26 protein-coding genes are annotated in these 26,058 nt (G+C 45.7%); 15 read left to right on the top strand and 11 right to left on the bottom strand.

The features are described from left to right. Window positions 1–98 precede the first annotated feature (98 nt). From BGP75_RS06820 to BGP75_RS06835, 4 genes are all read right to left on the bottom strand, one after another. The gene (locus tag BGP75_RS06820; protein WP_076716938.1) at window positions 99–3,470 is read right to left on the bottom strand and encodes a DUF4214 domain-containing protein; all 3,372 of its coding nucleotides are present in this window, start codon (window positions 3,468–3,470) and stop codon (window positions 99–101) included. A gap of 281 nt (window positions 3,471–3,751) precedes the next feature. Further along, window positions 3,752–4,201: a VOC family protein gene (locus BGP75_RS06825; RefSeq protein ID WP_076716941.1), complete on the bottom strand. Its 450-nt coding sequence runs from the start codon at window positions 4,199–4,201 to the stop codon at window positions 3,752–3,754. 314 nt (window positions 4,202–4,515) lie between these two features. Further along, window positions 4,516–5,352, bottom strand: a complete 837-nt coding sequence (locus BGP75_RS06830; protein WP_076716944.1) for a 3-keto-5-aminohexanoate cleavage protein — start codon at window positions 5,350–5,352, stop codon at window positions 4,516–4,518. 61 nt (window positions 5,353–5,413) lie between these two features. Beyond that, window positions 5,414–6,754, bottom strand: a complete 1,341-nt coding sequence (locus BGP75_RS06835) for an aspartate aminotransferase family protein (protein WP_076716947.1) — start codon at window positions 6,752–6,754, stop codon at window positions 5,414–5,416. A gap of 178 nt (window positions 6,755–6,932) precedes the next feature. Here BGP75_RS06835 and BGP75_RS06840 point away from each other — a divergent pair, with 178 nt between their 5' ends. Beyond that, the gene (locus tag BGP75_RS06840; protein WP_076716949.1) at window positions 6,933–7,835 is read left to right on the top strand and encodes a LysR substrate-binding domain-containing protein; all 903 of its coding nucleotides are present in this window, start codon (window positions 6,933–6,935) and stop codon (window positions 7,833–7,835) included. 24 nt (window positions 7,836–7,859) lie between these two features. Continuing rightward, window positions 7,860–8,252: a hypothetical protein gene (locus BGP75_RS06845; RefSeq protein ID WP_076716952.1), complete on the top strand. Its 393-nt coding sequence runs from the start codon at window positions 7,860–7,862 to the stop codon at window positions 8,250–8,252. A 348-nt stretch (window positions 8,253–8,600) separates the two neighbouring features. Here the strand turns inward: BGP75_RS06845 and BGP75_RS06850 are convergent, their stop codons facing one another. Genes BGP75_RS06850 through BGP75_RS06865 form a run of 4 tightly spaced genes read right to left on the bottom strand, consistent with a single transcriptional unit; the run spans window position 8,601 to window position 11,197 of the window. Beyond that, window positions 8,601–8,816: an RNA-binding S4 domain-containing protein gene (locus tag BGP75_RS06850; protein ID WP_076717619.1), complete on the bottom strand. Its 216-nt coding sequence runs from the start codon at window positions 8,814–8,816 to the stop codon at window positions 8,601–8,603. Window positions 8,817–8,870: 54 nt separating this feature from the next. Further along, window positions 8,871–9,290, bottom strand: a complete 420-nt coding sequence (locus BGP75_RS06855) for a GFA family protein (RefSeq protein ID WP_076716955.1) — start codon at window positions 9,288–9,290, stop codon at window positions 8,871–8,873. A gap of 24 nt (window positions 9,291–9,314) precedes the next feature. Then, on the bottom strand, window positions 9,315–10,439 hold the full coding sequence (locus BGP75_RS06860) for a hypothetical protein (RefSeq protein WP_076716958.1): 1,125 nt from the start codon (window positions 10,437–10,439) through the stop codon (window positions 9,315–9,317). Continuing rightward, a complete protein-coding gene (locus BGP75_RS06865; RefSeq protein WP_076716961.1) occupies window positions 10,439–11,197 on the bottom strand; it encodes a methyltransferase domain-containing protein in 759 nt (252 codons plus the stop codon). The genes BGP75_RS06860 and BGP75_RS06865 overlap by 1 nt, the downstream gene beginning before the upstream one ends. Before the next feature lie 269 nt (window positions 11,198–11,466). Between BGP75_RS06865 and arfB the strand changes: the two genes are divergently transcribed. The 8 genes from arfB (at window position 11,467) to BGP75_RS06905 (ending at window position 19,895) form a co-directional block, all read left to right on the top strand. Beyond that, the gene (gene arfB / locus BGP75_RS06870) at window positions 11,467–11,880 is read left to right on the top strand and encodes an alternative ribosome rescue aminoacyl-tRNA hydrolase ArfB (RefSeq protein ID WP_076716964.1); all 414 of its coding nucleotides are present in this window, start codon (window positions 11,467–11,469) and stop codon (window positions 11,878–11,880) included. Between the two features lie 233 nt (window positions 11,881–12,113). Continuing rightward, the gene (locus BGP75_RS06875; RefSeq protein ID WP_076716966.1) at window positions 12,114–12,338 is read left to right on the top strand and encodes a LacI family DNA-binding transcriptional regulator; all 225 of its coding nucleotides are present in this window, start codon (window positions 12,114–12,116) and stop codon (window positions 12,336–12,338) included. Between the two features lie 165 nt (window positions 12,339–12,503). After that, the gene (locus BGP75_RS06880) at window positions 12,504–12,860 is read left to right on the top strand and encodes a translation initiation factor Sui1 (protein ID WP_076716969.1); all 357 of its coding nucleotides are present in this window, start codon (window positions 12,504–12,506) and stop codon (window positions 12,858–12,860) included. Window positions 12,861–12,938: 78 nt separating this feature from the next. Further along, window positions 12,939–14,072: a trypsin-like peptidase domain-containing protein gene (locus tag BGP75_RS06885; protein WP_076716972.1), complete on the top strand. Its 1,134-nt coding sequence runs from the start codon at window positions 12,939–12,941 to the stop codon at window positions 14,070–14,072. 33 nt (window positions 14,073–14,105) lie between these two features. Further along, on the top strand, window positions 14,106–14,528 hold the full coding sequence (locus BGP75_RS06890; RefSeq protein WP_076716974.1) for a GFA family protein: 423 nt from the start codon (window positions 14,106–14,108) through the stop codon (window positions 14,526–14,528). A 209-nt stretch (window positions 14,529–14,737) separates the two neighbouring features. Next, the gene (locus BGP75_RS06895) at window positions 14,738–16,795 is read left to right on the top strand and encodes a PAS domain S-box protein (protein WP_076716976.1); all 2,058 of its coding nucleotides are present in this window, start codon (window positions 14,738–14,740) and stop codon (window positions 16,793–16,795) included. 247 nt (window positions 16,796–17,042) lie between these two features. After that, window positions 17,043–17,351 (top strand): hypothetical protein, encoded by a 309-nt coding sequence (locus BGP75_RS06900; protein WP_076716979.1) that lies wholly within the window; start codon window positions 17,043–17,045, stop codon window positions 17,349–17,351. Between the two features lie 219 nt (window positions 17,352–17,570). Beyond that, window positions 17,571–19,895, top strand: coding sequence for a mechanosensitive ion channel family protein (locus BGP75_RS06905; RefSeq protein WP_083704667.1), 2,325 nt, complete (start codon window positions 17,571–17,573; stop codon window positions 19,893–19,895). 178 nt (window positions 19,896–20,073) lie between these two features. Here the strand turns inward: BGP75_RS06905 and BGP75_RS06910 are convergent, their stop codons facing one another. Then, window positions 20,074–20,328, bottom strand: a complete 255-nt coding sequence (locus BGP75_RS06910; RefSeq protein WP_083704668.1) for a hypothetical protein — start codon at window positions 20,326–20,328, stop codon at window positions 20,074–20,076. Window positions 20,329–20,899: 571 nt separating this feature from the next. On the opposite strand from BGP75_RS06910, the gene yfbR reads away from it, so the two are divergent. Further along, window positions 20,900–21,535 (top strand): 5'-deoxynucleotidase, encoded by a 636-nt coding sequence (gene yfbR, locus BGP75_RS06915; protein ID WP_076716981.1) that lies wholly within the window; start codon window positions 20,900–20,902, stop codon window positions 21,533–21,535. Window positions 21,536–21,746: 211 nt separating this feature from the next. Continuing rightward, window positions 21,747–22,658: a methyl-accepting chemotaxis protein gene (locus BGP75_RS06920; protein ID WP_076716983.1), complete on the top strand. Its 912-nt coding sequence runs from the start codon at window positions 21,747–21,749 to the stop codon at window positions 22,656–22,658. Between the two features lie 62 nt (window positions 22,659–22,720). On the opposite strand, the gene BGP75_RS06925 is transcribed toward BGP75_RS06920, so the two are convergent. After that, window positions 22,721–23,311, bottom strand: a complete 591-nt coding sequence (locus BGP75_RS06925; protein WP_083704669.1) for a gamma-glutamylcyclotransferase — start codon at window positions 23,309–23,311, stop codon at window positions 22,721–22,723. Window positions 23,312–23,626: 315 nt separating this feature from the next. Between BGP75_RS06925 and BGP75_RS06930 the strand changes: the two genes are divergently transcribed. Then, window positions 23,627–24,094 carry an NfeD family protein gene (locus BGP75_RS06930; protein WP_076716985.1) on the top strand — a complete coding sequence of 156 codons (468 nt, stop codon included), beginning with the start codon at window positions 23,627–23,629 and terminating at the stop codon, window positions 24,092–24,094. A 19-nt stretch (window positions 24,095–24,113) separates the two neighbouring features. Beyond that, window positions 24,114–25,049, top strand: a complete 936-nt coding sequence (locus BGP75_RS06935) for an SPFH domain-containing protein (RefSeq protein WP_143821000.1) — start codon at window positions 24,114–24,116, stop codon at window positions 25,047–25,049. Here BGP75_RS06935 and BGP75_RS27570 read toward each other — a convergent pair. Then, window positions 25,036–25,164 (bottom strand): hypothetical protein, encoded by a 129-nt coding sequence (locus tag BGP75_RS27570; RefSeq protein ID WP_255395927.1) that lies wholly within the window; start codon window positions 25,162–25,164, stop codon window positions 25,036–25,038. The genes BGP75_RS06935 and BGP75_RS27570 overlap by 14 nt on opposite strands. A 48-nt stretch (window positions 25,165–25,212) precedes the next feature. Here BGP75_RS27570 and BGP75_RS06940 point away from each other — a divergent pair, with 48 nt between their 5' ends. Next, on the top strand, window positions 25,213–26,058 hold the full coding sequence (locus BGP75_RS06940) for a MoxR family ATPase (protein ID WP_076716988.1): 846 nt from the start codon (window positions 25,213–25,215) through the stop codon (window positions 26,056–26,058).

The following is a 26,058-nucleotide window of genomic DNA, read 5'->3' on the forward strand; positions in this document are numbered from 1 at the left end:
TTTGAACATCTGTCTGCCATTCACTATCAAGTAGCATTACAATTAGGTATCAGCTTATCTGCGAGTACCGGTCTAAAGGCACCCTTGAATATTCTTCCTTACTCATAAAGGTATCTGTAGTCAGACATAAAATAGACCATCATTGAGATCCAGGTTCCCAGCATGCTCTGTGGATCTCTGAAATCGTCATTTCTGTTTTCATCCCAAAAACCTTCTACACCAATACGACAGGCTTCGTGGTCCCAATCTACGGCATAGGTCAGGTCTTCATCTCGTCGGCGAGTCCAGAGTTCAACCAGCAGCTCGTAACTCTTTTCAATTTCAATATTGTAGATAGATAGCTCTTCTCCGAACATTTGCTGGTGTAAGTAGCGTAACTTGTCTTTAATTATCAGTGCGCCCTTAGTATTCCCGGCAGATGGATCCCGGCCCTCCACACTTAACTTGGCTTCAACAGGATCAGGGCCTGCTTGTTGGCCCCAGGCATCTATTTCTATGGTATATCGGCCTGCCGTATCGATCTGATGAGGAATCAGAATGGAGCCATTGCTCCAGAGCATCCAGGAATCTTCGCGGTATGAGCCTCCAGTCGTTTTTATCGCGCCCTCTATTGATTCCAAGTCAGCGACGTTATAGCTAGCCACTACTGCACCGCTTGCATTGCGCACACGGAGGTTTGAGACGATAAGATTCCGGTCACCGTCCTGCTCATCATAAAAATCGTTTGTAAACGAAGCTGCAAGATAAGTGGCTCCGACGGGAAGTTCCAGAGTCAGGCTAATTGACTGAGTCTGAGTTCTGTCGCTCGCAGTGATACTTTCTGTTTGCGTTTCGATAACCAAAGGGGTGATATAGCGCGAAATATCATTGAATAGTTTTCGATCGCCGTCTTCTCGGCCAAAATCAAGTATTACGACCTGACAGGACATTTCGAGTGCCTGCTTTAATGCGACGTTGGACATTATGGTATTTAACTGGCGCGAACGTTTAGTAATCCCGTTAGAGTCTATGCCGCCATAATAAATACTATAGGTATCTCCAAGGGCGCTCCACTTACCATCGGCTTTCCAGTATGCGTCGCTCTCCCGCCAAGCATACCCCGTCAAGGCTTTTGTTTTGGCTTCCAGCTCTTCGGGGGTTAATAACCTTCCTACGCCAACATCCAGCAGTTCATCGTCTCTATTGACGTTATTTGCCGCGATTAAGCCAGTTCCTCGGAACCAGGGGGTTAGCATCATTTCAACCAATAAATCTCTCAGGTTAAATGGCCCTCTGTCGGTGAACCCCTCAATGAAACCCGCAGCCAGAGTTTCGATATCAGCTTGTTGAGCTTCGTAAGCATTTAGTTTTTGTGTGTAGTTAGAATCACTGGTTTCTTCTGGAGCGCTAAGTGCTTCTTCTCCCATGAGAGCAGGCCACCAGAATTTCACCGTCGCCGAAGCAAATCGAGGGTCTGCGACAATTTCCTTTGCCAGCCATTGCAAACCATTGTCGTTGTCAGGTAACAGTGAATTTTCGAATCCCGGAGCAAGCATGTCCCGATACCAAACGTCGCCATATTGATATAGAGATGGCTCATCATCTTCCGGATATTTGTATTGATAAGGTAAGGAATCGTTCCCGCCTCTGCTTTGGCGATAAAACCCTTCGAGTCCGTAATTTTGGAAAGCTCCTGCAACGGGGTCCATCGTAATATGACAAACTGTACAGTTTGGATTCTTCAGGGTTGGATTATCGGTATCTGCCAGTGCTTCGGGATCAGTTGTGCGTGAAGCTGACTTCTCTATATCCACCCCAAGAAAGTGATAATGTGTCCAGCGAGAACGCGCACGATTACGATTAGTTTCAGTGGTTGGATAGCGGCTCAGAAAAGCCTGTGTGTTGAGTACTCCTGCTATCGGATAGGCTATGTAGGAACCGTGGGAATCTATACGCAGTCCGATACCTTGGATGAATTCCACCTCTAGGTTGTCATCAGCGAGGATTTGTCCGCGATTAGGACCAGGCTTAAAGATCGTGGCATCATCGGAGGCAAAGGATAGACCGGCCCGGTGAACTTCTGCTGACTGAGGGTTATGCATGAAATAGTCAGCTGTAAGAATTTCGGTGTATGGCTTATCGTTTTCAACAACATAGGCGATCAGTTCTAACGGCGCTCTAGTTGTACCGTAGGAAAACTTCCTAAACCATTCACGCCACTCATCTTGTTGTCCCTGGCTCCGTAAAGTATAGGCTTTGTCGGCAAGAATCGGATAATAGGGTTCAGAAGAGTCTGTTGTGGTGAGATCCAGGCCCTCAAAAAAGCCATCGGTTAATAATCGGTCATTAGCACCACGGATAAGAAACTGATGGAATCCATCCCCAGTCATTAATCCTCTGAGGCTCTCTCTTAGTGACTGTTCTGAATTATCAGAAACGTTGTTTTGCTCCTCTGGGGTGGGAAGTCGCCCAGAAGAAATAATCGAAGCTCTTCTCAAAGTTTGAGTTGCGGAGGCCATTTCCACACCGGACCAGAATCCACTGCGGTTGGAATTGCCAAGGCCATTTCCACCGGTGAGAGAATCTAGAAATCGACTAAGGTTTTGGTATTCGTTACTGGAGGAATTAAAGATTGTACCGCCACCATGATTAACTCCAACTATTTTGCTGAGAATCAATTCAGCGCCATTGGTTACTGAATCTACGAAGTTCTGAAAAACTGTTACGTTATTTTGATTTTGAAACTCGCTTTCAATCGAATCAAATACTAATCGCGTGTGTCCTGATAACCCTCCTTGGACGTGGCAAAGTTGGCATCGAGCCTGGACGATATCTGTGGCTATATTGTCAGCATAGAATTGATTTTCGTCCAGCCCTGTTCCCATGTCATCTATGGTCGATAGGGCGGAGTTTCTAGAATCATCGTTGTCTACTACAGAGTCCAGTAAGGTTTTTGCATTGCTAATGTCATCAGCTGTACTGTAAGAAAACTGCCCGGAATCGACTGCCTGAGTATAAGTGTTTGCTACGGTTAGTTTATTGCTTACGGTTTGGGCATCAGTGCTTCCTTCAGGTACACCATCAGCGATATTCAGTGCCATAGAACCCAGTGTCATTCTGCCAAGTTCTATCTGTTCGACATAAAATGCCTGGCCGCCAGAGTCCGCATTACGTCCTAATAACTGAAGGAATATATTGTTAACCAACGCTGGATTATCTAAATTTCCAAAGCGTTCGTTATATTCCTGTGAATTGCCAAATGCATCAATTATCGAGTCAAGATTTCCATCACTTTGTTCCAACTTGCCGACCCAGAACTGGATTCCTCCCGGGTCTGCGGGTCGTCCGTAATAGGCCACGTACATCCGCTGGACTTGATCGGCAAAGGACAAGGCGGAAAAGGCGGAGCCACTGTAAAGAAACAATGTTGTCATGAGTAACGAAAGAGCAAGAGGGGCAGGCAGACAGCACCGTTTAAAAACTAACTTCATGCTATGGGTTTTCCTATCTGCAGAGCTTCTGACGGTTATCAAAAAAAGATAGACAACAAACGATCAGAGGATAGACAACAAATTATGACCTAAATTCCCAAAGGCAATTTAGAAAACCATCACTAATATGAGTAGGCGATTGCAGCACTTGCCGAAAATTTGTCTTTCTTGAAGGTAAGATTATATAGCAAAAATCAATATTGACTTTTACTGTTAAGTTTTTTCCTTGCTGAATCGACTCGCACATGATTTAAATCACAACAATGACAGGGGAGTCTGCTTCATTCAATACCATCGCTGGCCAGATGGAAGTGATCATCCAGGGAAGGTGCACCCGGTCCGAGAGGCTGGCCGTAACTGAATTCAATATAATTCCCGTCAGGATCTCGTAGCCCACAATAGTACCCCACAGGAAAGGGTTCATCGACGGGCTCCCATACCAGGCAACCTTCAAGACGAGCTCTGTCGGCAATAACATCCACGGCTGCTTTGCTATCGACAGCGAATCCTAAATGACTGAAATCCTGTCCATCATGGGGGTGGTTAGGGCCTCCAGAAATCAGAACAAAAACAAACTCCTGTTCGCGACCCGCTTCGGCCATCCATAAAATAGTTTTGCCGTGGGGGTGGCGCTCATGAATGACCCTGAGTTGGCAAAATTCCTGGTAAAATACACGGCATGCATCCAAATCCTGGATATGCAAAGCGATATGGGTTAGAACTGGCTTCATGATTTGGTCTCCATAGCAGTAGCAGATTTAGACCGGTGTCTGGTTACTTGAAAGCACTTAAACTGCTATTACAGGAAATTGGGAAACACTTTTCATTCTAGTTGTAGAAGCCTGATTCAGCGACTCAGTTGATCAAAATATCTGTCCGGGCTCAGCACTGGTTTTTTTATGTTCATGCTGAACCCTGGATCTCCGATTTATTCATTTGCTCTGACCGGATGCTTGCCTGTTGAACAGTAAATCAGAGGTGGTGGGGAGTTTTCGCAGATTCCTGAGCATCCTGGCATATCTGTTTATATACCTTATCTGTCAGGTCAACGAAGGTTATAGAATTGTCTCAGGCTTGTGGCTGAATGAACCGTTCTGCCCATATCGTTGATAACCTGCCGTAAGCGACCAACCTGCTCGGCATTGTTTTGAGCCTGGCTACCGTCAGGTCGAAGTATGTTGTTTTCAAACCCGACACGAACGTCACCACCCATACTGCTGGCACTTGCCAGACATTGCAGTTCCAGTTGCCCGAACGCACAGGTTGCCCAGGGGGGACTCGGTAAATCTGCTGATTGGCTGAAGTACTGGTTTAAAAATGCTAGTAGATCCCGAGGATCAGACTGTTGCTTTTTTTGATAGCGTCCGAGCACAAACAGCAAATGGTGACCTTCAGCAGGCAGTACGCCTGCTGCGACTAAATTGAAGTACCTTTCCAATTCTTCAGCACTGTAAATAATGTATTGAGCAAGGATCCCCTTACTCTGAACCCAGGAAAAAAACTCTGCGCCTTTGTCGAGCCAACTGTCATCAGGGATTAATTCTTTAATGGCAAAGGAGGCGGCCTCTGGCTGGAGTTCTTTTATCAGCTTCATTTGCTGATCCGGTTGGTAAACGCCCACTGCTTCAGTGGTCAACTGTATAACCACTTGATCCCCAAGTTGTGTTGTAACCTGACGCAGCATTGCTGCATTGTCATCAATCTCAAGACTATGTTGCCCGTTTTTATCACGGGAATGCAGGTGGACCATTGCAGCACCTGCTGCAACACAGGCTGCAACCTCTTCGGCCATTTCTTCCGGGGTTACAGGTAGCGCCGGATGATCATTTTTGCTGCGGCGGGCTCCGTTGGGAGCGACCATAATTAAACAAGGGGGTTGCATTACAATACTCCGGTGATGGATAGGTTCCTTAGGTGCTGCTATCGAGTTAAATGGCCGCGGATTAATCAGACGCAACCAGCTTTGTAAAGGTTTTATCGAGAGATAGGGATAGCTTGTCAACCAGTTCATCGAGCTGAGTATCGGTAACGATAAAGGGCGGCGCCAGCATTATATGGTGACCCAGCTCTCCATCGATGGTTCCTGGCATGGGGTAGCACATTAATCCGGCTTCCATTGCCGTTTGCTTTATTTTCGTTGCCAGAGCCGTTTTCGGGCTGAATGGTTTTTTGCTCGCTTTATCCTGTACTAACTCCAGTCCCAGAAATAGACCCCGACCCCGAATATCACCAACATGAGGGTGATTGGAGAAGCTGTGACGCAATAGTGCCTGGAGCGCTTCCCCTTGCTTTCTGACATGACTGAGAAGATCTTCTTCCTCAATGGTTTGCAGTACTGCTAATGCAGCAGCAGATGCTGTTGCATGGGCCATGTAGGTATGACCATGCTGAAAAAAACCACTACCTTCGGCAATTGCCTGGTAAATACCTGAGCTGGCGATCATCGCTCCAATCGGTTGGTATCCTGCGCCAAGTCCTTTGGCAATAGTAACGATGTCCGCCTGGATGTTATCCTGTTGCTGGGCGAAAAGACTACCTGTTCGTCCCATTCCGCACATCACTTCGTCAAGTATCAGCAAAATTCCATATTGGTCACATATTTGACGGATACGAGAAAAGTAGCCGTCGACGGCAGGGACTGCGCCGGCAGTGGCTCCGACAACCGGTTCAGCGATAAAGGCCAGCACGGTCTCTGGTCCCAGTTCCTGCAACTTGTGTTCTAATTCGTTTGCTACTCGCTGACCATATTCATATTCACTTTCATCTGCTTTTTTATCGCGATAGGCAAAACATGGGGAAATGTGGTCACTGCTGGTTAACAGTGGATCGTAAGGTGCACGGCGCCAGGCATTTCCGCCCACGCCTAAGGCACCCAGAGTATTACCATGATAGCTCTGACGTCGAGAGATAAAGCGAGTACGTTCTGGCTGACCGATTTCCAGAAAATACTGTCTAGCCAGCTTGAGTGCCGATTCAACCGCTTCCGAACCACCACTGACAAAGTAGATATGGTTAAGATCTCCAGGGGCTCTGGCAGCCAGGTAATCGGCTAACTCTTCGCTTGCATCAGTGGTAAAGAAGCCACTATGGGCATAGGCCAACTGATCGAGCTGCTGATGAATGGCGCTGCGAATCCTTGGATGGCTGTGGCCAAGACAGGATACGGCAGCACCACCACAGGCATCCAGATAGGCCTTACCGGTATTGTCAAAAATATAGGCCCCTTCACCACGGACAGCGGTAGGCAGATGACTGTGGCAATGACGATGGAATAGCTGGCTCATGGTGGCGCTCGCTTGTCTCTAAGGTTCTGATGGAGTAATAGGCCCCGGCTGTAAGGCTTATTAGATTCTGCTTTGTGGAGCTGCGCAAACGAGTTATTCTGTCTTGGTATGAGAAAAAGGAATATCAGGTATGGGCTGTTATGGACCAACGAGGGAAATGTAAAAGAGGGAAGTGTAAATGAAACGTAACTTGCCACCGCTTAATGCGTTAAAGGCTTTTGAAGCTGCGGCCCGTTGCTTGAGTTTTTCTCGTGCTGCTCAGGAGCTGTGTGTTACTCAGGGGGCAATCAGTAAGCAGGTTCAGCAACTTGAGCATTACCTTGATCAGATCTTATTTGAAAGGCTTTCTTCGGGAATTCGTTTAACCGCGGCGGGCGAGCGATACTTTCCGGTCATCAGTCAGTCACTGGATTCCATTCAATCGGCGACTTCGCTGTTAAAACAGACTTCCAAGCACGAATCAGTGGTCTCTCTGGAGGTGACCCCATCATTCAGTTCGTTGTGGTTAATTCCCCGACTGAAAGAATTTACTGCTAAGCACCCGGATATTCATCTGGAAATCAGCACGGGTGATGGTCATGTTCATTCAAAGGATATTCATGGCGATATTGCTGTTCGTTGTCTTCCACTGGGGAGTTACGCTGATTCTCATCTCTTGCTGGCGGAGCGGCTGTGGCTGGTGGCAAGCCCCCAGCAACAAATTGAGCAGCCTCTGATGGGGATAGAAGAACTCGGCAGACAGACCCTATTACCTCATTTGACTCGTCCTCAACTCTGGCAGACATTGTTGACGGGGCAGCTTGCGACCAGGGTGCCTCCTTCATTAACTTTTGGTACCGGCTTTGAGCACTTTTATATGACGATGGAGGCCATCTTACAGGGGGCAGGAATTGGCTTAGTGCCTGGCTTTATGGTCAGACCCAAAGTGGAGAAGGGGGCTCTGGTAAATCTATTAAATATTCGGTTTGATAGTGGCTATGGCTACTACATGATTGTTCCGGCATACAAGGCGACAATGAAAAAGAATGACAGGGTAAGAAGATGGTTGTTGGAACAGTTTAATGAAGAACGTATAGTCTGAAGGTTTCCAGTACCAAGGATATTCATGTTAACTAAAATTTTGTTGACGGCGCTGATTATTGTCGGCTGTTATACCTATCTTCGCTATAAACGCAATCTTGAGCAGGGTGATATATCGTCACAACGATTGAAGGGTGATGACAATACTCCAACCCCTGCGATTCCCTCGACCGTTGTACGCTGGCTGGCAACAGGGCTGGTATTTTTATCGGTAGCGGGTGCCGTTGGATTTTTCATCTATGACTGGAACGACAGCCGAACTCTTTTGGAGGTAAAAGTAATTAATCCCCAGAGTGGAGAACAGATACGCTATCAGGTCTATAAGGGGGATATGGAAGAACGCAGTTTCAAAACGATTCAGGGGCAACAGGTCCGAATAGCCAATACCGAGCGCCTTGAAGTGATGGAAAGCCGATAAGGTTTCCGTAATTCATCGAGGCCTTAAGTATAAACTTCTTGAGAGAAGAATTGTTTTAAAAAACGAAGGCATGGAAAGCAGTCGAACTCATCGCGAATATGAGCGAAGAATCTGCCAGGTGATTAATTAATCGCTATCAACCTGATGATCGCCCATGCTATGAAATTTATCACGAGACAGCTGATAATCATCCTGATGATAAATTTGTATTAGATCTGTGCATGGCTGTAAAACCGCTATAGTTCTGCGCTGCCTTGCTGCTATTCGCAGCAAGGACTTTTTCTGAATACCAATTGCTTCTAAATATGTTTTTATGTTCTCAGAGGCTTATCAGTCGTTAGGTATGAGTTACGGGCTCAATTGGATACGAAATGTTTCATCCCCAAATTTGATAATGTCACCTGATACTATCTTTTTTCGTTTTCTGGTTTCGATGCTGCCGTTTACCGCTACCAAACCTTCGGCAATAGCTGATTTGGCTTCAGCACCACTGGCGACTAATCCTTCGAATTTTAGAATTTTGTATAGCTCAACGGGCTCTTTGGATATTTCTACATCTCTCATGTACGCAGGACTCATTCAAATTGTTTGTTTACAGGTTTCCTATGGTTAGCGGACTTATTGGGGTTGCTTGGGTGGCCCCTCCTCATATTGAGGTATTCCGTCGGGGATTGTTTCCCAGCTTGCTTTTGAGCCTACGTATATATGCATACCAAGCTCAATGTCAGGGTTGCCGTTCACGCAGCCAAGAGTGATTCCATGAACAATGCCCTTGTGGATTCCACAGAGTGTAGATCCGCATATTTTGCAGAACTGAAGTCCAAATCCATCTTTCCCCACATAGGAAGTCAGCAGATGTTCTCCCGATAACCAGGTAAATTCATTTGGATTCACCAGTGCATAGGCTGAAGCTTGAGAGCTAAATGCTTTTCTGCACCTTGAGCAGTGGCAGGAGCGAGGATCTTGAAGTGATCCTGCTATCTGATAGGTTATGTTACCGCAAAAACATTCGCCTGTGATTGGCTCGGATTTGTTCATAAATAATCTCAAAAGATTAATAAGCTATCGATTTTTTATCTGCTTGATCGCGGTAAATACGGATTTCAGCTTACCCAAAAACAGCTGTTTATCCAGAGCGACAATACCACGCTTCAGTCTTTCCCGAAGATCGATTAAACGGAGAAAGTTATATATTTCCCTGTTATCGGCAGCTTTGGCTGCACGTAATAGATTTTTAAAAATGTATGCTTCGCCCTCGTCACTGATTCTCCAATCCTTCAAATCGGAAAGGTTCTGTAATCTGGGGAGTGAAGGGCATGTGATGTCAAAGATTCGTAAAATCAGCATTGTCCGCAGACATTTCTCGCAATGGCCGCAGTTATACCCATTATCCTGCCAGCAGACTCGCAGCAGTGCCATCGCCTCTGGTTGAGTAGCAAGGTACTGAATTTTTTCATGACGGATAAGACCACCATCGTAGTAGATTTGAGTGGCTTCGCTGGAGAACAAATGATCAGCAACTGGCGTACTTCCATCAGGGTACAAATTCACAAATGGTTGACTGGCAGGTATCAGGGTATGTCTGAAACCTAATAGCAAAGCAATACTGCCCAAACCGGCACCGCAAAAATGATGGCTCCAGGAATACCCGCAGTGATGCGCGAAATAGCGGATATTTGTGGTCACTTCCACTAATTGTGCGCCATGCTGATTAGCAAATACCTGATTCCGCTTTGAAACTTCTTCTCGTAAGTTGTGATTGTCCAGTTGAATATCCACCCCATGCAGGAATATCAGGTAATCGATTTCCTTTTGGTGAGTGTAGAATGAGTAAAGGCTGTCAACACCACCTGAAAAAAATGATGCATAGCTTTGATGTTGTACAGGGCTGGGAGCAATGGTTGCTTCGATGTTGATTTTCTGTAATTTTGGCCACCATGCCTGATAGATGTCCTGTAATTGTTTGATTCCCTGAAACAAGGTGTAAGACAGCTTGATAGCTGGATCAACAACGATATTTTCACCCCTTTTCATTGCCGGGAGTAGGGCGGCTGCTACAAAGGGATCAGCCACGTCAGCACGGCCAAAGGGACGAGGTACCTGAAACCAAAGCTCAAAATCATCAATAGAGGCACTGATCGTTGTTGTTTCATCTTGGGTTTCTGTTTGAATGCTGGATATATGCATCAATTAGCTACTATTTTTTTAGCGGTTAAAAATTGCAAAGACCAGTTCATCTCGACGGTTGAATGTTGCTCTTGAAAACCCAGATACTGCGAAATACCTTCTACAACCACATCATTGTTAGCCTGATCCAAGCCAAACATGAGTCGGCAGTAGGTAGCCATTGCTTCAACCGATGGAAAACGCCAATAATAACTTATCTGTTTATTGCTGGTTATACTGAATCCGCCATCCTCCAGCAATTGTAAATCCCGTTCGTTTAGAAAAATCCCTTCGTGCCCCATGCTGTTGTGCTGGTTTACAAATTGGTTGAGAAATAAGGCGGTTGCAGTGTTCGTCTTTACATCAGCGATGACTGCGGTTCCTGCGGGTTTTAACAATCGGTGCAGTTCCCGATAGACTTGCCCGCGGTCCTCAATATGGTGTAAACCGGCTAAAGAAAAGATGATGTCGAACGCTGTGTCTGGCAAATCAATATTGTCTAACTCACTTAATATCCGCTTATTTCCTTGGATATCCGGGCATTGTTCAAAAAAGTAATGGGCGGTTTCGATCGCTGTATAAGATACGTCATAAGAGCGTAGGTAATTGGCGAGATAGCCACCGCCTGCGGGGACATCACAAATTCTATCCTGACGGTGTATCGGCGTTTGGTTGATCAGAGCATTGAATTCCTGGTTGCGAGCCTCTGGCCAGGTGTTCATGGCCTCATGATAGGAATGGGCGCGTTGGCGGAATATTTCACTGTAACTCTTGAACATGAGAGATCCACTTTGTGCTGGTGTATTTAAGAGTCCTTTGGGTACCGTTTCGAAATATCAGGTTGTCTCAACAAAAAAATCAGGACGCGGACAGCCACTGTAAAGAGCAGGGTTGGTTAAATTTTCTGACAGCCAAGTTTTAATTTAGTCAGACTCTGGGCATACTGCCACCCTAACGCTCTTTCACTCTAAACCTACTCCACTCATTCTGGTCTCTTTGTTCATCAAGAGATAAACTTCTTCTTTAGCTTAAGTCTCAGTGTGTTTTTATGTTGATCTTATCGAACCATGTTTCTGTTCCTGATGAAGAGATTGATCTTTCTGCAATCCGTGCTCAGGGAGCTGGCGGCCAGAATGTCAATAAGGTTTCATCTGCAGTCCATTTACGTTTTGATATCAAAAGTTCCTCTTTACCCGCGTTTTACAAAGAACGGTTGTTAGCCTTGAAGGATCAGCGCATCAATAAAGAAGGCGTAATTATTATCAAAGCGCAGCAATTCCGAACCCAGGAGAAAAACCGGGAAGACGCCCTGAACCGGTTGCGTGAACTGATTCTGGCGGCTACGGTGGTGCAGAAAGCACGCAGAGCCACAAAGCCAACCCGGGGGTCTCAAAAAAGGCGTATGGACAGTAAAACCAAGCGTGGTCAGACCAAGTCACTGCGTGGACGGGTGACCGATTAAAGTATTGGGCTTAGCCCACCTTTGGGAGCTGATGACCGGCTTTGCTGGCAATCGCTTTTTGCTCTGGTGTTTTTTGCTCTAGTTGTTGCTTGCCCTGGTTGTTTTTAGTTTGGTTATTTTTAGGTTGAAGAGTTAAGAGGCTTTTTAAGCTATACAGTTAAGTTTGTCTTCACTTTATCGTTCACTGGATTCGTAGCCAGCAGGTAGATTTACTTTTCCACAGCTGAGATGCAATGAATAAACATAATGCCACTTCTGCCGATGTCGCTATTCTAGCGGGCGTATCGCAATCTACCGTATCCCGGAGTTTTGATCCGAGTAGCCGGATTTCCGAAAAAACGCGACAGCGGGTTTTTGAAGCGGCTAAAGAGCTTGGATACCAGGTCAATAAAGCCGCTCAGACAATGATTAAGAAACGCAGTGATCTGGTTGCTGGACTGACTGATCCATTCCGTTGAATAAGTCGATTCTGTTCTCTGTGGGCTCTAGAGCGGTCAGATATTCGGAATGCAGAGATGCAAGGGGGCGGCTCTGGTTTATTAGACTGAAGACTGTTGTTAGAATTCTGATACAGTAATCTAACCGTTTTCGCCTTCTATCACTGGTCAGTAGGTTTTGTATTTATGGCACGAAATAAAACATCAGGCGTTGTCTACTCCACGGAATTTGGTCGTATGTGTCCTGGTTGCAGTCAACCGGTGGATGAATGCATCTGCAGTAATGCATCAGCACCCGGTGGAGATGGAAAGGTTCGTGTCAGTCGGGAAACTAAGGGCCGTAAAGGTAAAGGAGTTACACTCATTACAGGGTTGCCCTTAGATGCGGCCGAAATGAAAACCCTGGCGAAACAGTTAAAACAGCGCTGTGGTACCGGAGGTGCAGTTAAAGACGGGGTTATTGAGATTCAAGGAGAGCAACGGGATATTCTAGTGGAAGAGCTTAATAAACGAGGTTTCCAGGCCAAGAAGTCGGGAGGCTGATTCCGGTTTGAGTCTAAAACATAGAGTGTAGAGAATACCAGTACAATGGGATGTTTAGGCCCGAAAGGTACCCAAAGGATGCTAAGCCCAGTTACCAGAGTGGTTTTTTTTGCCTCGTTGCTGTTTGTTGATGCTATTGCCTATGGTGAGATATACAAGTACAAGGACGAAGGTGGAAACTGGCATTTCAGTGACAAACCGATAACAGCGGAACAAAAGCTCAACTCTCAAAAAAAACATCAAGGGACGCAGGAGCCGGGCAACTTACCAGCAGTTGAGTCGGAGAGGGCTCTTTCTGTTACACAACAGAATAACCTTGCGCAGCAACTGGAACAGAAATTTAATCCAAATACTCCTATCGAAAGAGTTACCTTAGCAGTGGTCTCTATAGAAACGCCACTGGGTACCGGATCGGGTTTCTTTATTTCTGATAGTGGCTATTTGTTGACCAATAAACACGTGGTCAGGCCAGCAAAGAGCAGCCATTGGAAAAAATCTCAAAAACAGCTTGAAGCTTTTGATGCCAGATTAAAGAAAAACCAGAAGTGGTTGGACAAGGAGGGGCCGCGATTAAAAAAGATGGCTTCAGAGTTAAAGTCCTATAAACAGCGAATTGAGCAGAGAAGCGGAAGTGCCTTAAAGGCTGCCGCTGATTCTGATTATCGGGTGCTGCTGAACAGATATGAGAACTGGAAAGACAATTACGATAAGGTTCTTAACGAATATAAAATCGCCAAGCAAAAATATGATCGAGAAAGTTCCAAATTCAGACTAAGAAGCAGTGCTTCCAATATATCTCGTAATTTTAAAGTAATTTTGAAAGACGACACAGTGGTACATGCTGAGCTGGTGTCTTTGAGTGCGGATCTGGATTTGGCGTTGTTAAGAGTTCTTGGCTATAAGACGCCTTTTTTGAGCGAATATCGAGGACGGCCTTCCCAGGGGGATACGGTATACGCTATTGGAAGCCCTCTGGGGCGTCGGGATTATGTTACCTCTGGAATCATTACCCGTGTCCAAAGAGATGCGATTATTACTGATACTCAGATTTTGCCAGGCAACAGTGGTGGTCCTCTTGTGACAGAAAAGGGTGAAGTCTTAGGTATAAATACTCAAAAGCTTTCTTATCGGGAAGTTGGTACCGAAGGGTTTGGTATATCGATTCCGTTGGCTAAAGCAAAGAAGGCTTTTCAATCAGAACTGGAGCGCTAACAGCTCTGGCTGAGCGATAGGGGGCGTTAAATAATGGGAAATGAAAGTATCTTGGGTAGCTGCCTTTGTGGCGAGGTTAAGTACCAGATAAACGGACCGTTTTCTGTCTTCCAGTATTGCCATTGTTCACGCTGTCGCAAGTTTACCGGTAGTGCTCATGCCAGCAACATCTTTGTCCCGCCCGAGCAGTTTCTGTGGTTACAGGGGGAATCCCAGGTCGGTCGCTTTGAGCCGGCAGATACTCGTCATTTTGCTACCGCATTTTGCCAACGCTGCGGTTCTTCACTGCCCTGGATGAATAAAAGTCACACTCTTTATATTGTACCGGCAGGGACCTTAGACAGTGACCCAGGAATACGGCCGTCTCAGAATATTTTTTGGGACTCCAAAGCTGCCTGGGCTATAGAAACCTGTGATCTTGTGAAGTTTGATCAATTACCCGGTCGACATCAGTAACCAACGAACCTCTCCTTCAGACCTTCTGAGGGGCAGGAGACCGAATGGATTATTGAATGTCGAGCCTAAACGCATTCACCGACACTACAGGTTAATCCCCTATGGGATGGCCCTTCATTAGTGTCTTAAGATGCACTTTCAGGATGCTGTACTACGCTTATATGGGACGGTATAAGGCCATAATAAGTAAAAGTAGCCTGTAGGTATTGATGACTGAATCTGACCATTTTAAGAAAAAAACAGAAGTCCCCGCACTGTCGTCGAATGGCTCTTTTGACTTCGACCTAGGGTTTAATCTGCCTGTTCTTCAGGATATTTGTGATGCAATTTCTCAACGTCTTCCCTGTGATATATCCATCATGGATCGGCAGGGAGTTATTGTTGCCTGTTCGTTGGAAGGACGGCTAGGAGTCGTACATGAAGGGGCAAAAAGAATCATGTCAGGTGAATTGGATGGGTTGGATATTTCTCCCGAGATGGCAGTGAAGTCCGATGTAATGATTGAGGGCTGTAATCAACCTATTGAATTAAATGGAAAACGAGTGGCCAATGTCGGGATTGCAGCGCCGCTTGCCAAGGCTCGTGAGTATGCGGCTATCGTAAAGATCTGCATAGAAGTGATGTTGAAGGAGCATCTCTATTCCCGTAAAAATCAGCAACTGCTGGCGGATAAAATTGATCAGACTTCCAAGGCATTAGAGGAGGAAAGTGCTGAAAAGAGGAAGGTGCAGGAATCCTTAGCGAGAAGTGAGCAGCGCCATAAAGATATCACTGATTATATGTTTGACTCCATTTGGGAAACGGGCCCTGACCATCGTTTTACCTATGTCTCAGAACATATGATGGAGAGGTTGGGTATTGGGCCTGTTGATATTATTGGTAAAACCCGGTGGGAGTACGTTGAGCCTTTATTAGTGGATCGTGATGAAGAAGCCTGGAGAAAACACCGTGAAGATATGGAAAATTATCGTGACTTCAGAGAGTTCCCGTATACCGTCAGAGCGCTAAGTGGTGAGGCCAGGCATATTCAGGCCAGTGGCAAGGCAATGTTCGGTAGTGATGGAACCTTTCTGGGGTATCGCGGCGCTGCCCGCGATGCAACTGAACAGGTGACAGCAGAACAGGCGCTGAAAGAGAGCGAGATTCGCTTTAAAGATATCGCTGAGACCGCTTCGGATTGGATCTGGGTTACCGATGAAAATCTACGATTTACCTATATCTCTGATCGATTTTATGACATCACTCAATTGGCAAAGACTGATGTTATCGGTAAAACACGGCAGGAATTTGCAGGTCAAGAGGTAATAGCAAGGGATCCGGAAAACTGGAAGCAATATGAAGATGCGATCAATGCTCGACAGCGCATCAAAGAGTTTGAATATGCCAGTGTTAAGGCTGATGGCAGCCCTATGAGTATTAGAATCAGCGGTAATCCGTATTTTAAAGCTGATGGTACGTTCAGTGGTTATCAGGGAACCGCTACGGATTTGACTGAACTTAAAATGGTCCAGGATCAGTTATTACGTAATGAAAAGCTCGCTGCTTTAGGGGGGATGGTGGCAGGGCTCACCCATGAGATCAATACACCGGTTGGAAACGCACTGACAGCAGCCTCTTTTCTTAAAGTTGAAGCCTCAGGCATTGTTAAATCGGTTACTAGACAAAAGCTGACCCGTGATGAATTGGACCAGTTTTTAAGAGAGTCGCAGGAAACTTCAGATATTCTGATTGCGAATTTGCGGCGAGCGACGGAACTGATTGAAAGCTTTAAAAACGTTGCCGTGGACCAAAGTAGCGATCAAACCCGACAGTTCAGTCTTGAGGAATATATTAATGCGGTAGTGCTAAGCCTGCAGCCTGCACTAAAGAAAGGTAAGCATCGAATTATTGTAGACTGTCCTTCTTATCTCGAAATGAACTCCAAGCCAGGTGCACTCTGTCAGGTGTTGACTAACCTGATAATGAACAGTTTGATTCATGGATTTGCGGAGTTGGACAGAGGTCATGGATTGATCGGTATTAAAGTCGAGGAGCAAGAGGATCAGTTGCTGATTGACTATTCTGATAATGGTATCGGCATCTCTGAGCAGGATCAGCAGCGTATGTTTGAGCCGTTTTTTACAACAAAAAGGGGAGAGGGTAGCAGTGGTCTGGGCATGCACCTTGTTTTCGGGCTAATAACAGAATCCCTGGGGGGAACGATCGACTGTAATAGTCAACCGGGTGATGGGGTGAGTTTTTCCATTGAACTACCAGTAGTGCTTTGATTTTGTAGTATAAATCCTCGGTTACATGAATATTTCTTTCTGCTTATCACCATTGTTTAGGGGACCTTCGAATAAGTCCATTATGTTCTCAGCGACCCCCCCTGAGGCCCAAGGGACTTGTTTCCGGGCTCCTTAATCTATCGTTTTTTGTGAAAATACTTTGGTATTGGTAAAAAAACAATTAGGATTGTATGGTTTTCGTTCGATAATTATCTGGTTTTCAACTCAATTGACTGTTTCTTAAGTAATGAAACCTGTACGCAAATCTACTACCGCTGCTATGTCAGAGCTTATTGAGCAGACTCGGTTGGTTATTCCTTTTGATGCCCCTGTCGCTTCACTGTGCAATGGGCCCTGTACTGGTTGTTCGAAGAAATTGCTGGATTTTCTTGATATGGAGCTTGAGGATTGGGAAAGTCGACTTCAGCAAGGAGAAGAGCCCAAACTGGGTGATATCCAAAAGTTGGCAAAACGCTGTAAGAAAATTTATCGTGTGCTGGAGGGAAATGGATTGATTAGCGATCATCTCCGCTCGCAAACGGCCAGCGGCTCCTAATCGTCTTCCTGACAACCGACACAGGCAAAAAGCAGCCATTCGTTACTGATCATCCGTTTGGCAATGGTGGTTGAGTATTTTCCGGGAGTAAGGCGATCGCCAGACATATTCTGCGATACCTATTGCGCCTTGTAGTTATAGGCCTTCCTTTTCTGATTGCTTCCCCAGGACTCTGTTCTTACAATCGAAACGTTTTACCCTTCATATAAAGGAGTTTTCATGGCGCTTGTATCCTTTCCAAAGCAGTTTTTGATTGTGCTACTGATGTTAATCCTGACGTCTATGATGCCTTTACCTGGTGTGATGGCGGCCGAAACTGATGTTTCCCGAATGAGTGATGTTGAAGTTCGGGAAAAGTTGATTCAGTTGATGGACGAGGGTGGAGTCAGGCCAGTTGAACAGAGCTATGGTGTTGAAGACTCTGCAAAGGCCGGGATGATGGAACAGGTTAAACGCTCTTCCAGCCAGTTTGAAATAAGTGCCGATAGGATTCGTGAGAGCCTCGGTCGGTGGGATCAGCAAATAAATGCAATATGGGAAAATATCAGTAATCAGCGGGGGTGGAATGGTTTTGGTGAACTGCTGGGCTGGTTCGGATTAATGGTTTTGTCAGGACTTGTACTGGAGAAAACGTTGGGCTGGCGTTTACAGAAGCTGGGCGACAATATTGCCAACCAAAGTACTGATCATTGGTTGACTATCCTTTGCTACATGTTGCTCAGGCTGTTGTTCAATTTAGTTCGGGTCGGGGTTTTTGCTTTGGGTGCGCTGATCGTACCCATGCTGGTGACAGATGCCGATAGTCCTTGGCGTACAGCGCTGTTAGCAATGCTTGGAGTGATATTCATTGTTCGTCTCATTGCCGTGTTGGGACAAGCTGTCTTTGCTCCTACTGCCCGGGGTATCAGGCCGCTGGCTCTCAACTGTCATCAGGCATCAAATATATATTGGTGGGTTCTTGCGTTTTCTCTTTATTACGCCCTGCTGATTAATGTTGTTGAATTGTTAACTGGTTTGGGTCTGGAGCCAATAATGGTGCAATTGATCGTGCCTGTTGGTGGATTAGTGATGAATCTGATGGTGAATGTTTTTGTCTGGACTCACCGACATACTATCACCCAGCTGTTCAGTGATGATGAGTCAGCTGATTCAAATCTTAAACAAATCATCGTTCAGGCCTGGCCCGTGCTTGTGTCAATGTGGTTGCTGACGTTGTGGTTGATATGGGGCTACGCAATATTTACTGGAGACTTTCAGGCTGCAGATAAACTGACAATCAGCTGGTGGATTACATTGCTTTTTCCATTGGTGGATCGTTTGTTCTATGTGCTGTTATCTAACCTGGTCCAGTTACGTTGGCTCCAGAGTCCTCGTTTTGAGCAGCGTTCAAAACGCTTCCGGCAAATTCTCCAAAATGGCTTGAGACTCATGTTAGTGGCTTTTGCTGTCTTTTCACTGGCTGAGGGCTGGGGATATCAGACAATGGCAATGATGGAAGCCGGTTGGGTACAGAATTTACTGAGGGCTCTGCTGGATATAGTCGTGATCATTCTGGTGGCATTTATCACCTGGGAACTGATTCAATCGGCTATAGAAAGACGGTTGCCTGAACCCGTTGAACAGGAAACAGAAAGTCCTGAAGGTGAAGGTGGCGGGGGAGGGGCTTCAAGAACAGAAACCCTGCTTCCACTGATGAGGTCCTTTATTCTTGCGGTACTTGTGGTGACCGTGGTGCTGTCTATATTGAGCTCTATCGGAGTGGAAATTGCGCCCTTGCTGGCGGGGGCTGGTGTGGTTGGTATTGCTATTGGTTTTGGGGCTCAGAAACTGGTTGCCGATATTATTTCAGGTGTCTTTTTCTTGCTTGATGATGCATTCCGTCGAGGTGAGTATATTGAAGCGGCTAATATGCGCGGTACCGTTGAGAATATTTCTATCCGATCAATGCGTTTGCGGCATCACCTGGGGGCTGTTCAGACAGTTCCCTACAGTGAAATATCCACGGTAAAAAATCTATCGCGAGATTGGGTGACGATGAAACTGGAGTTTCGCCTCCCATACGATACTGATGTCGAGAAAGTCCGGAAGATCATCAAAAAGATTGGACTGGCAATGATGGAAGATGAAGAAATAGGACCTAATCTTATACTTCCTCTTAAATCTCAAGGCGTTATGCGTGTTGAGGAGTCTGCTTTGATCTTTCGCATGAAGTTTACTTCCAAGCCCGGAGAACAGTGGGTTATTCGCCGCGAAGCCTATACGCGGGTAAAAGCGGGACTGGAAAAAAATGGTATTCACTTTGCCCACCGATCTGTCCATGTCCTGATGCCGCAGGATCTGGAAAATGAAAAGGCGTTGACGGGAAATGAGGTGAATGGATCTTCCATCGGCCCGTCTGCTGAGAAGGCATCTAATCAGCTACTTGCCGGTACTTCTGTGACATCCGCTGTTGCCGCCGCTTCAGTGACTTCAGCTATCGCTGCTGATTTAAACAGACAAGCCAAGCTGGATCAGGAAGCTGGATCTCAGGAAGATGACAGATAAGTTTTTCCTGTAAAGACAAAGGGAGCCGGCAGTTCGGGGATTTATACTGCCGACATTCAGGAGGTGAGCACTATCGGGCTGTATCCATACAGCGCTGCGTTCACCTCCCTGGGGCTCTGTAAGCGGTGATCTCTAACCTAGATGATTGACACCGCTTGTTCGCTCAAAAAATTGAGCATCAAGACTTTTTTTCGATTTCCGCTAGGTATGCGCTGTACTCCTCTTTGCTAATTTGGGAGTCTTTGTTACGGTCAATCGTCGCGAATACTTCAGCCAATTTGGGGTGACTTGCAGCTTCCGTTGCAGTGACTGTACCATCCTGATCAAGATCCAGTACGTCGAAGCTCTCTACTGCCTGGTTCTTCATGGCTCCTGCCATAACTACACTACTGGTTAAGGCTGCGATGGCAAAGGTGCTGATAACTTGTTTCATTGGTCATTCCTTAAGTTGATATAAATGAAATCGATACTGTTGTCCTGACCTCGGGTCAGTGAGAATCGATGGTTCGCAATTGCTATATCAAACCTCGTGCCAGTTTTGAAAAAACAATAAATAACAAAGAGTTATGTTTTTACAAAGACGCTGGTAGAGAAAATCGTAACCGAGCTGGCTTTAAATATTCTGATTAGTGTAGCTATTGGCCGACAAAGTTTTTCTATAAAGAATTTACGTCTTAAAAAACAATGTGTTAGTTTTATCCATATGTTGACGAGCCAAGCTGTGGTCGGAAAAACCAAAGCGGAAGGAAGAGTCTGAATTTGACGTTATTGTTCACTTAATTTATTGAAAAATAATACTATTATTGTATTTTTCACTAAGTTCTACAGTCTCGTTGAGGTTTGTCTGATTGGAGCGACAGTTTAATTGAGATGAGTGGATTGTGATGAGGCTTTAATATCCTTGATTGCCCTGTTAGTAAATACTTATGGTGTTATTATTCAGTAGAGCTGTTAACAGGAACGAACGGATCTTCTTCAAACCATTCTGAGGACCCTGTCATCGAATGAATGTTCGTAGTCATTTTTTTGCATACATTAACAAGATTCGCTGGGTTCAGCGCTGGGGATTGAAGCGCAATACGATCCCGGAAAATGTTATGGAGCATAGCTGGGATGTAGCAACGATCTGCCATGCACTGGCATTGATCCGCAACCGTTTTTACGGAGGTTCTATTGATCCATGTCGACTGGCTACAGCAGCGCTATACCATGATGTAAGTGAAGTGATTACCGGGGATATGCCAACACCAATCAAATATCACTCTACAGATATACGAGATGCCTATAAGTCGATTGAAAGGGCTGCGGGTGCTGAGTTGATCAATCTACTGCCAGCGGAGCTGCAGGACGATTTTGCCGAAGTGATGCTTGAGGACAATCTGCCTGAAGACTATCGTCAGTTAATCAAAGCTGCCGATACACTATCTGCTTATCTAAAGTGTCAGGTAGAGTTAAAAGCCGGTAATGGAGAGTTTGATCAAGCCAAGCGATATGTGGAAGCCAGGCTAAAAGAAGCGGCCCTGCCTGAAGTTGACTATTTTCTGGAGATTTTTGCTCCCAGTTACCAACTAACGCTTGATGAACTGATGAATGACGGTAATATCGAACCTCATGAACCTTTTGTATTAAAAGGAGAATAAACCGAACTGTTAGCAGACTCTCTGATAGCAGGTAGTAAACTGTCTGGAATGGAAATAACAGTTGTCGATATGTTCAGTCGTAACGAACGTAGAGGCTTGATTAAGAATCAAAGAATAATAATCGAAACACTGTTTCTGGTAAATGTGCTACAAACCACTGCCAGCCCTGTGTTTCCTAATAAATTATTGGTCATTATAAGGAATCTGCCCTGTGTTCTTTTCAAAAAAAAGTTCTGCTAGCTCCTCTCAGGAATTAATTGATAAAGATGAACTTGCTTTGTTGCAGCGCAAGGCAGGTCTTGTTGATCGATTGGTCGAAGCTGCTCCTCAAAAAAAGGCCCTGGAGATGACGAATAACTCCAGGAAAATGAATGAAACCTCAATGCAGCGTCTGGAGGAAGTTGAACACAGCCTTCAGGTAGTCGAAAGTTTTATCGAGCAATCTCAGCAAGTTGAAGCTTTGTCGAGTGAGGCTGTGAATGCTGCTCAACAGACAATGTCTACGAGTGAACAGAGTGTTACGCAACTCAACGAATTAGCGGAAAAAATTCAGCTGGCTGAAACGAATATCCAGGAGTTCACCGGGTTGCTGGAAAGCCTTAACGAAAACAACCAGACGATTAATCAGCTGGTTGAGTCGATAAAAGGGATTGCTGATCAAACAAACCTGTTGGCTTTGAACGCTGCTATCGAAGCGGCTCGAGCCGGCGAACATGGTAGAGGTTTTGCGGTGGTTGCTGATGAAGTACGTGCGTTGGCCAACACAGCTAATGGTTCTGCCGAAAAGATTCAAAGTGAAATGGCTAAAATAATGGATATTTCCAATTCCATTATTCAAAAACAGCAGGGTGTAACTGCTCGGATCGTTGATAGTCGTGAAATAGCCCATGGTACGGTGGAGAGTCTGGATGGGTTGTCCACAATGGCAAAAGAAAATGCCCGGGCTGCCGAATCCGTAATTAATCAGCTGCAAGACCAGTTACAAGGCTCTGCGCAGGTGCTTAGTGTTATGCGTACTTCCGTTGAGGGAACTCAGGATGCTATTGGCCGGTCCGACAATAATGTTCAGTTGGGTGATTCGTTGGTAGAAGATCTGGAGGTGTTGTCAACACCCATTAAGTAGGTGCCAAGATCAACCTCTATTTAAGAAGATCAGTTACTATTGGATAAGTGGCTGATCCTGTTTTAATTGGCCAGCTGCTTGAGCTGATCAGCAATATTCTGCAGTCGATGATCGGTAATTCCTAATTGTTTCAGGTGCTCCAACGTGTTGGAAAGATACTCCTGACTGCTTCCACTGATTCCTTTTGCGTGTTGTATCTGTTTTGCTGCATATTGAGGGGATATTTTCTTTGCGTATTGCTCATGATCTCTGTTGACGATAAAGCTTAGTGCCTGGGCAGAGCTTCCGGGTTTTCCAAAATGAATGGGTAAAAGTTTCGCCTGATAAATGGTCGTTGGCATTTCACGGGCATAAAGATATTCGGTCACTGTTGAGATGTCCTTTGAGGCGATGCGAAATGCATGGCCACAACAGGAGCCCCCCCGATCCAAACCTAAAACCATCCCCGGTTTTTTAACCGTGCCTCTGTGCACGTAAGACCATACACAGAGTGAACGGTGATAACCGAAAAGACGGGCAGATCTGTGTTCCAGATATTCAAATCCAGGGTTCCACATCAGAGAACCATAAGCGAATACCCACAGATCCCCTGGAGGCAGCGTTGGTTTTACAGCCTCGGCATGAGGTTTTAATGAAGGATGTAGTTTATTCATATCATCAGTAGTTTGGAAAACAACACCCGATTCTGCCTGATAGGTTTTGCACTGTGAACTGATTATTTACTAGGAAGCCTCTATTTATCTGTGAGTACTTATTTTTGCTCAGGTAGTTATTTGCGGGCATCCTTAGAATCTTTTGTAGGGATAATGAATAGTGGTTTCTTCGCAGAGTTGCTGGCAGGCTCTTTAGAAGAGCTGTGAAACTTTGTTTTTATACAAGAATATTGAAGATGGCTATTGATAGACAATAAAACCAAGCCTAAAGTCTGTCCTCTGGCATGGTAGTAAAACTGAAATGGAGAGCGTTCAATGTCGATAGTATTTGAAACCTGGCACTTCTGGGTTATTTTGGCTTTGGCTCTGGCAGCGATGGAAATGCTGGGGCTGGGGTTTGTCGCCCTGGCCATTGGCGTTTCATGTATAGCGGGAGCCGTTGCTGCGTTGATGGATCAGCCTTTGTGGGTGCAGATCGCAGCAACGGCGGTCGCTGCAGCCATACTAACTCCTCTTTTTGTGCATTGGTATAAGAAAGCAGGCGTATCGTCAGACCCCGTTTCCGTTACTGGGGACGGTGGCTCATTGGGACAAATTTGCCTTATCGTTTCTCAACAAGATCGCTTGGGGGTCGTCATTAAGGGGGATTTTTTTCCAGCCCGGTTGGTGCAACAAAATGCCGGGGAATTGCAGGTGGGCCAGCAAGTAGAGGTAAAAGAGTTTTCCGGCATCACTGCAATGGTCGCTATCGTCGACTCGAACCCTGAAACGCTTGATAGATAAATTAAAAGGAAAGAACCAAATGGAAAATATCGACATTAATGCCACCACGATAATTATCACAGTGGTGGCCGTTGTTGTAGTGCTGTTTCTGGTTAAAGGGTTGGTGATCGTACAGCAGAGTGAGGCAATGGTGATTGAACGTCTTGGGCAATATAACCGCACCCTTGACCAGGGGTTGCATCTGCTTATCCCTTTCTTTGATAAAGCCAGATCCATTCAGATGCGCCGTTACCAAAATATTGATGGCGTGCAGATACCGATTACTACGGAGTCTGTTCGAATTGATCGACGTGAGATGGTTGCTGATTTCCCCAAGATAGCGGTTATTACCAAGGACAACGTCACGGTATTAGTTGATGCCGCGCTGTATTTTCAGGTTATTACACCAAAGGATGCGGTGTTGTCGGTGGAAAATTTGGTTCAGGCAATTGAGACACTGACTCAAACCTCACTGCGAAGTAAGGTCGGGGAATTGGAATTGGATCGTTTGTTAGGAAGCCGTCAGGAAATAAATATCGCTTTAACTACAACTCTCGACCAGGCTGGCGATAAATGGGGGACTAAAATCAATCGGGTAGAATTGCAGAATATTATTGTCCCGGATGAGGTTGAGCAGGCCATGCGTAAACAGATGTCTGCAGAACGGGAGCGTCGTGCCACGGTAACTGAAGCTCAGGGTCATAAGGAAGCACAAATTAACGTCGCTGAAGGTGAGAAACAGGCGGCGATTCTTCGTGCCGAAGGCCAACGAAAGGCAATCACTACCATTATGGAGGCGGCCGGAGAAACAGTTAAAGAAGAGCAGATTCTCAGTTATTTGATAGCACTGGAATACATGAAAACCCTCCCGACCATTGCAAAGGAAGGAGAGCGGGTTTTCCTTCCGTACGAGGCTTCTTCGTTACTGGGATCTATTGGGTCTATCAAGGACCTGTTTCCTGTCAGTGGGAAGTAGTTACGCTGGAGCGACTTCTTCCCAGAGCCCCCATATTCTGTGTCGAAGTCGTACCTGCCATGGCTGATAACTGAGCGTTTTTGTCAACGACAGCAATGACGTTGTTCTGATACACTGGCTGTCATCCATTTCGAATTAATGAATCAGATACCGGAGCCTGTTGATGCGATTTGAAGGCACAGACCGTTATGTAGCCACCGATGATTTAAGGATGGCAGTCAATGCTGCTATTACGCTGGAGCGCCCTCTGCTGGTAAAAGGGGAGCCTGGTACTGGAAAAACCATGTTGGCAGAAGAGATTGCCGAGGCCCTCGGAAAACCTATATTGCGCTGGCATATCAAGTCTACGACTAAAGCGCAGCAAGGGCTGTATGAATATGATGCCGTCTCTCGATTACGAGATTCTCAATTAGGTGATGAGCGAGTCCAGGATATCAATAACTACATTAAGAAAGGGTTGCTCTGGCAGGCCTTTGAAGCTGATGAGCCTGTAGTGTTGTTAATTGATGAGATTGATAAAGCTGATATCGAATTTCCTAACGATCTGTTGGTAGAGCTGGATAAAATGGAGTTTTTTGTCTACGAAACAGGGCAGAGAGTTCAGGCTGCCCATCGTCCAATTATCATCATTACCAGCAATAATGAAAAAGAACTTCCCGATGCTTTCCTGCGTCGTTGTTTCTTCCATTACATCCAGTTCCCGGATAAGGAAACAATGGAAGATATTATCAGTGTTCACTTTCCTGATATTCAGAAAAAGCTGGTCCAGGAAGCGATGGAAATTTTCTTTCAGGTACGCTCGGTTAACGGTTTGAAAAAGAAGCCGTCCACCTCTGAATTAATTGATTGGTTGAAATTGTTGCTAGCCGATAAGATTCCTGCCGAAGTACTTCAAAACAAGGACAACAGCAACGCTATTCCACCGCTTTACGGGGCATTGCTGAAGAATGAACAGGATGTTCATATGCTTGAGCGTTTAGCCTTTATGGCGCGTCGGGAATCTCGTTAA

This window comes from Motiliproteus sp. MSK22-1, from assembly GCF_001968815.1.
In the GTDB taxonomy this organism is placed as follows: domain Bacteria; phylum Pseudomonadota; class Gammaproteobacteria; order Pseudomonadales; family Balneatricaceae; genus Motiliproteus.

What these genes read in the sequence shown, in the direction of transcription:
- BGP75_RS06820 (WP_076716938.1), bottom strand. Translation starts at nt 3,470, where the DNA reads ATGAAGTTAGTTTTTAAACGGTGCTGTCTGCCTGCCCCTCTTGCTCTT.
- BGP75_RS06825 (WP_076716941.1), bottom strand. Translation starts at nt 4,201, where the DNA reads ATGAAGCCAGTTCTAACCCATATCGCTTTGCATATCCAGGATTTGGAT.
- BGP75_RS06830 (WP_076716944.1), bottom strand. Translation starts at nt 5,352, where the DNA reads ATGCAACCCCCTTGTTTAATTATGGTCGCTCCCAACGGAGCCCGCCGC.
- BGP75_RS06835 (WP_076716947.1), bottom strand. Translation starts at nt 6,754, where the DNA reads ATGAGCCAGCTATTCCATCGTCATTGCCACAGTCATCTGCCTACCGCT.
- BGP75_RS06840 (WP_076716949.1), top strand. Translation starts at nt 6,933, where the DNA reads ATGAAACGTAACTTGCCACCGCTTAATGCGTTAAAGGCTTTTGAAGCT.
- BGP75_RS06845 (WP_076716952.1), top strand. Translation starts at nt 7,860, where the DNA reads ATGTTAACTAAAATTTTGTTGACGGCGCTGATTATTGTCGGCTGTTAT.
- BGP75_RS06850 (WP_076717619.1), bottom strand. Translation starts at nt 8,816, where the DNA reads ATGAGAGATGTAGAAATATCCAAAGAGCCCGTTGAGCTATACAAAATT.
- BGP75_RS06855 (WP_076716955.1), bottom strand. Translation starts at nt 9,290, where the DNA reads ATGAACAAATCCGAGCCAATCACAGGCGAATGTTTTTGCGGTAACATA.
- BGP75_RS06860 (WP_076716958.1), bottom strand. Translation starts at nt 10,439, where the DNA reads ATGCATATATCCAGCATTCAAACAGAAACCCAAGATGAAACAACAACG.
- BGP75_RS06865 (WP_076716961.1), bottom strand. Translation starts at nt 11,197, where the DNA reads ATGTTCAAGAGTTACAGTGAAATATTCCGCCAACGCGCCCATTCCTAT.
- arfB (WP_076716964.1), top strand. Translation starts at nt 11,467, where the DNA reads ATGTTGATCTTATCGAACCATGTTTCTGTTCCTGATGAAGAGATTGAT.
- BGP75_RS06875 (WP_076716966.1), top strand. Translation starts at nt 12,114, where the DNA reads ATGAATAAACATAATGCCACTTCTGCCGATGTCGCTATTCTAGCGGGC.
- BGP75_RS06880 (WP_076716969.1), top strand. Translation starts at nt 12,504, where the DNA reads ATGGCACGAAATAAAACATCAGGCGTTGTCTACTCCACGGAATTTGGT.
- BGP75_RS06885 (WP_076716972.1), top strand. Translation starts at nt 12,939, where the DNA reads ATGCTAAGCCCAGTTACCAGAGTGGTTTTTTTTGCCTCGTTGCTGTTT.
- BGP75_RS06890 (WP_076716974.1), top strand. Translation starts at nt 14,106, where the DNA reads ATGGGAAATGAAAGTATCTTGGGTAGCTGCCTTTGTGGCGAGGTTAAG.
- BGP75_RS06895 (WP_076716976.1), top strand. Translation starts at nt 14,738, where the DNA reads ATGACTGAATCTGACCATTTTAAGAAAAAAACAGAAGTCCCCGCACTG.
- BGP75_RS06900 (WP_076716979.1), top strand. Translation starts at nt 17,043, where the DNA reads ATGAAACCTGTACGCAAATCTACTACCGCTGCTATGTCAGAGCTTATT.
- BGP75_RS06905 (WP_083704667.1), top strand. Translation starts at nt 17,571, where the DNA reads ATGGCGCTTGTATCCTTTCCAAAGCAGTTTTTGATTGTGCTACTGATG.
- BGP75_RS06910 (WP_083704668.1), bottom strand. Translation starts at nt 20,328, where the DNA reads ATGAAACAAGTTATCAGCACCTTTGCCATCGCAGCCTTAACCAGTAGT.
- yfbR (WP_076716981.1), top strand. Translation starts at nt 20,900, where the DNA reads ATGAATGTTCGTAGTCATTTTTTTGCATACATTAACAAGATTCGCTGG.
- BGP75_RS06925 (WP_083704669.1), bottom strand. Translation starts at nt 23,311, where the DNA reads ATGAATAAACTACATCCTTCATTAAAACCTCATGCCGAGGCTGTAAAA.
- BGP75_RS06930 (WP_076716985.1), top strand. Translation starts at nt 23,627, where the DNA reads ATGTCGATAGTATTTGAAACCTGGCACTTCTGGGTTATTTTGGCTTTG.
- BGP75_RS06935 (WP_143821000.1), top strand. Translation starts at nt 24,114, where the DNA reads ATGGAAAATATCGACATTAATGCCACCACGATAATTATCACAGTGGTG.
- BGP75_RS06940 (WP_076716988.1), top strand. Translation starts at nt 25,213, where the DNA reads ATGCGATTTGAAGGCACAGACCGTTATGTAGCCACCGATGATTTAAGG.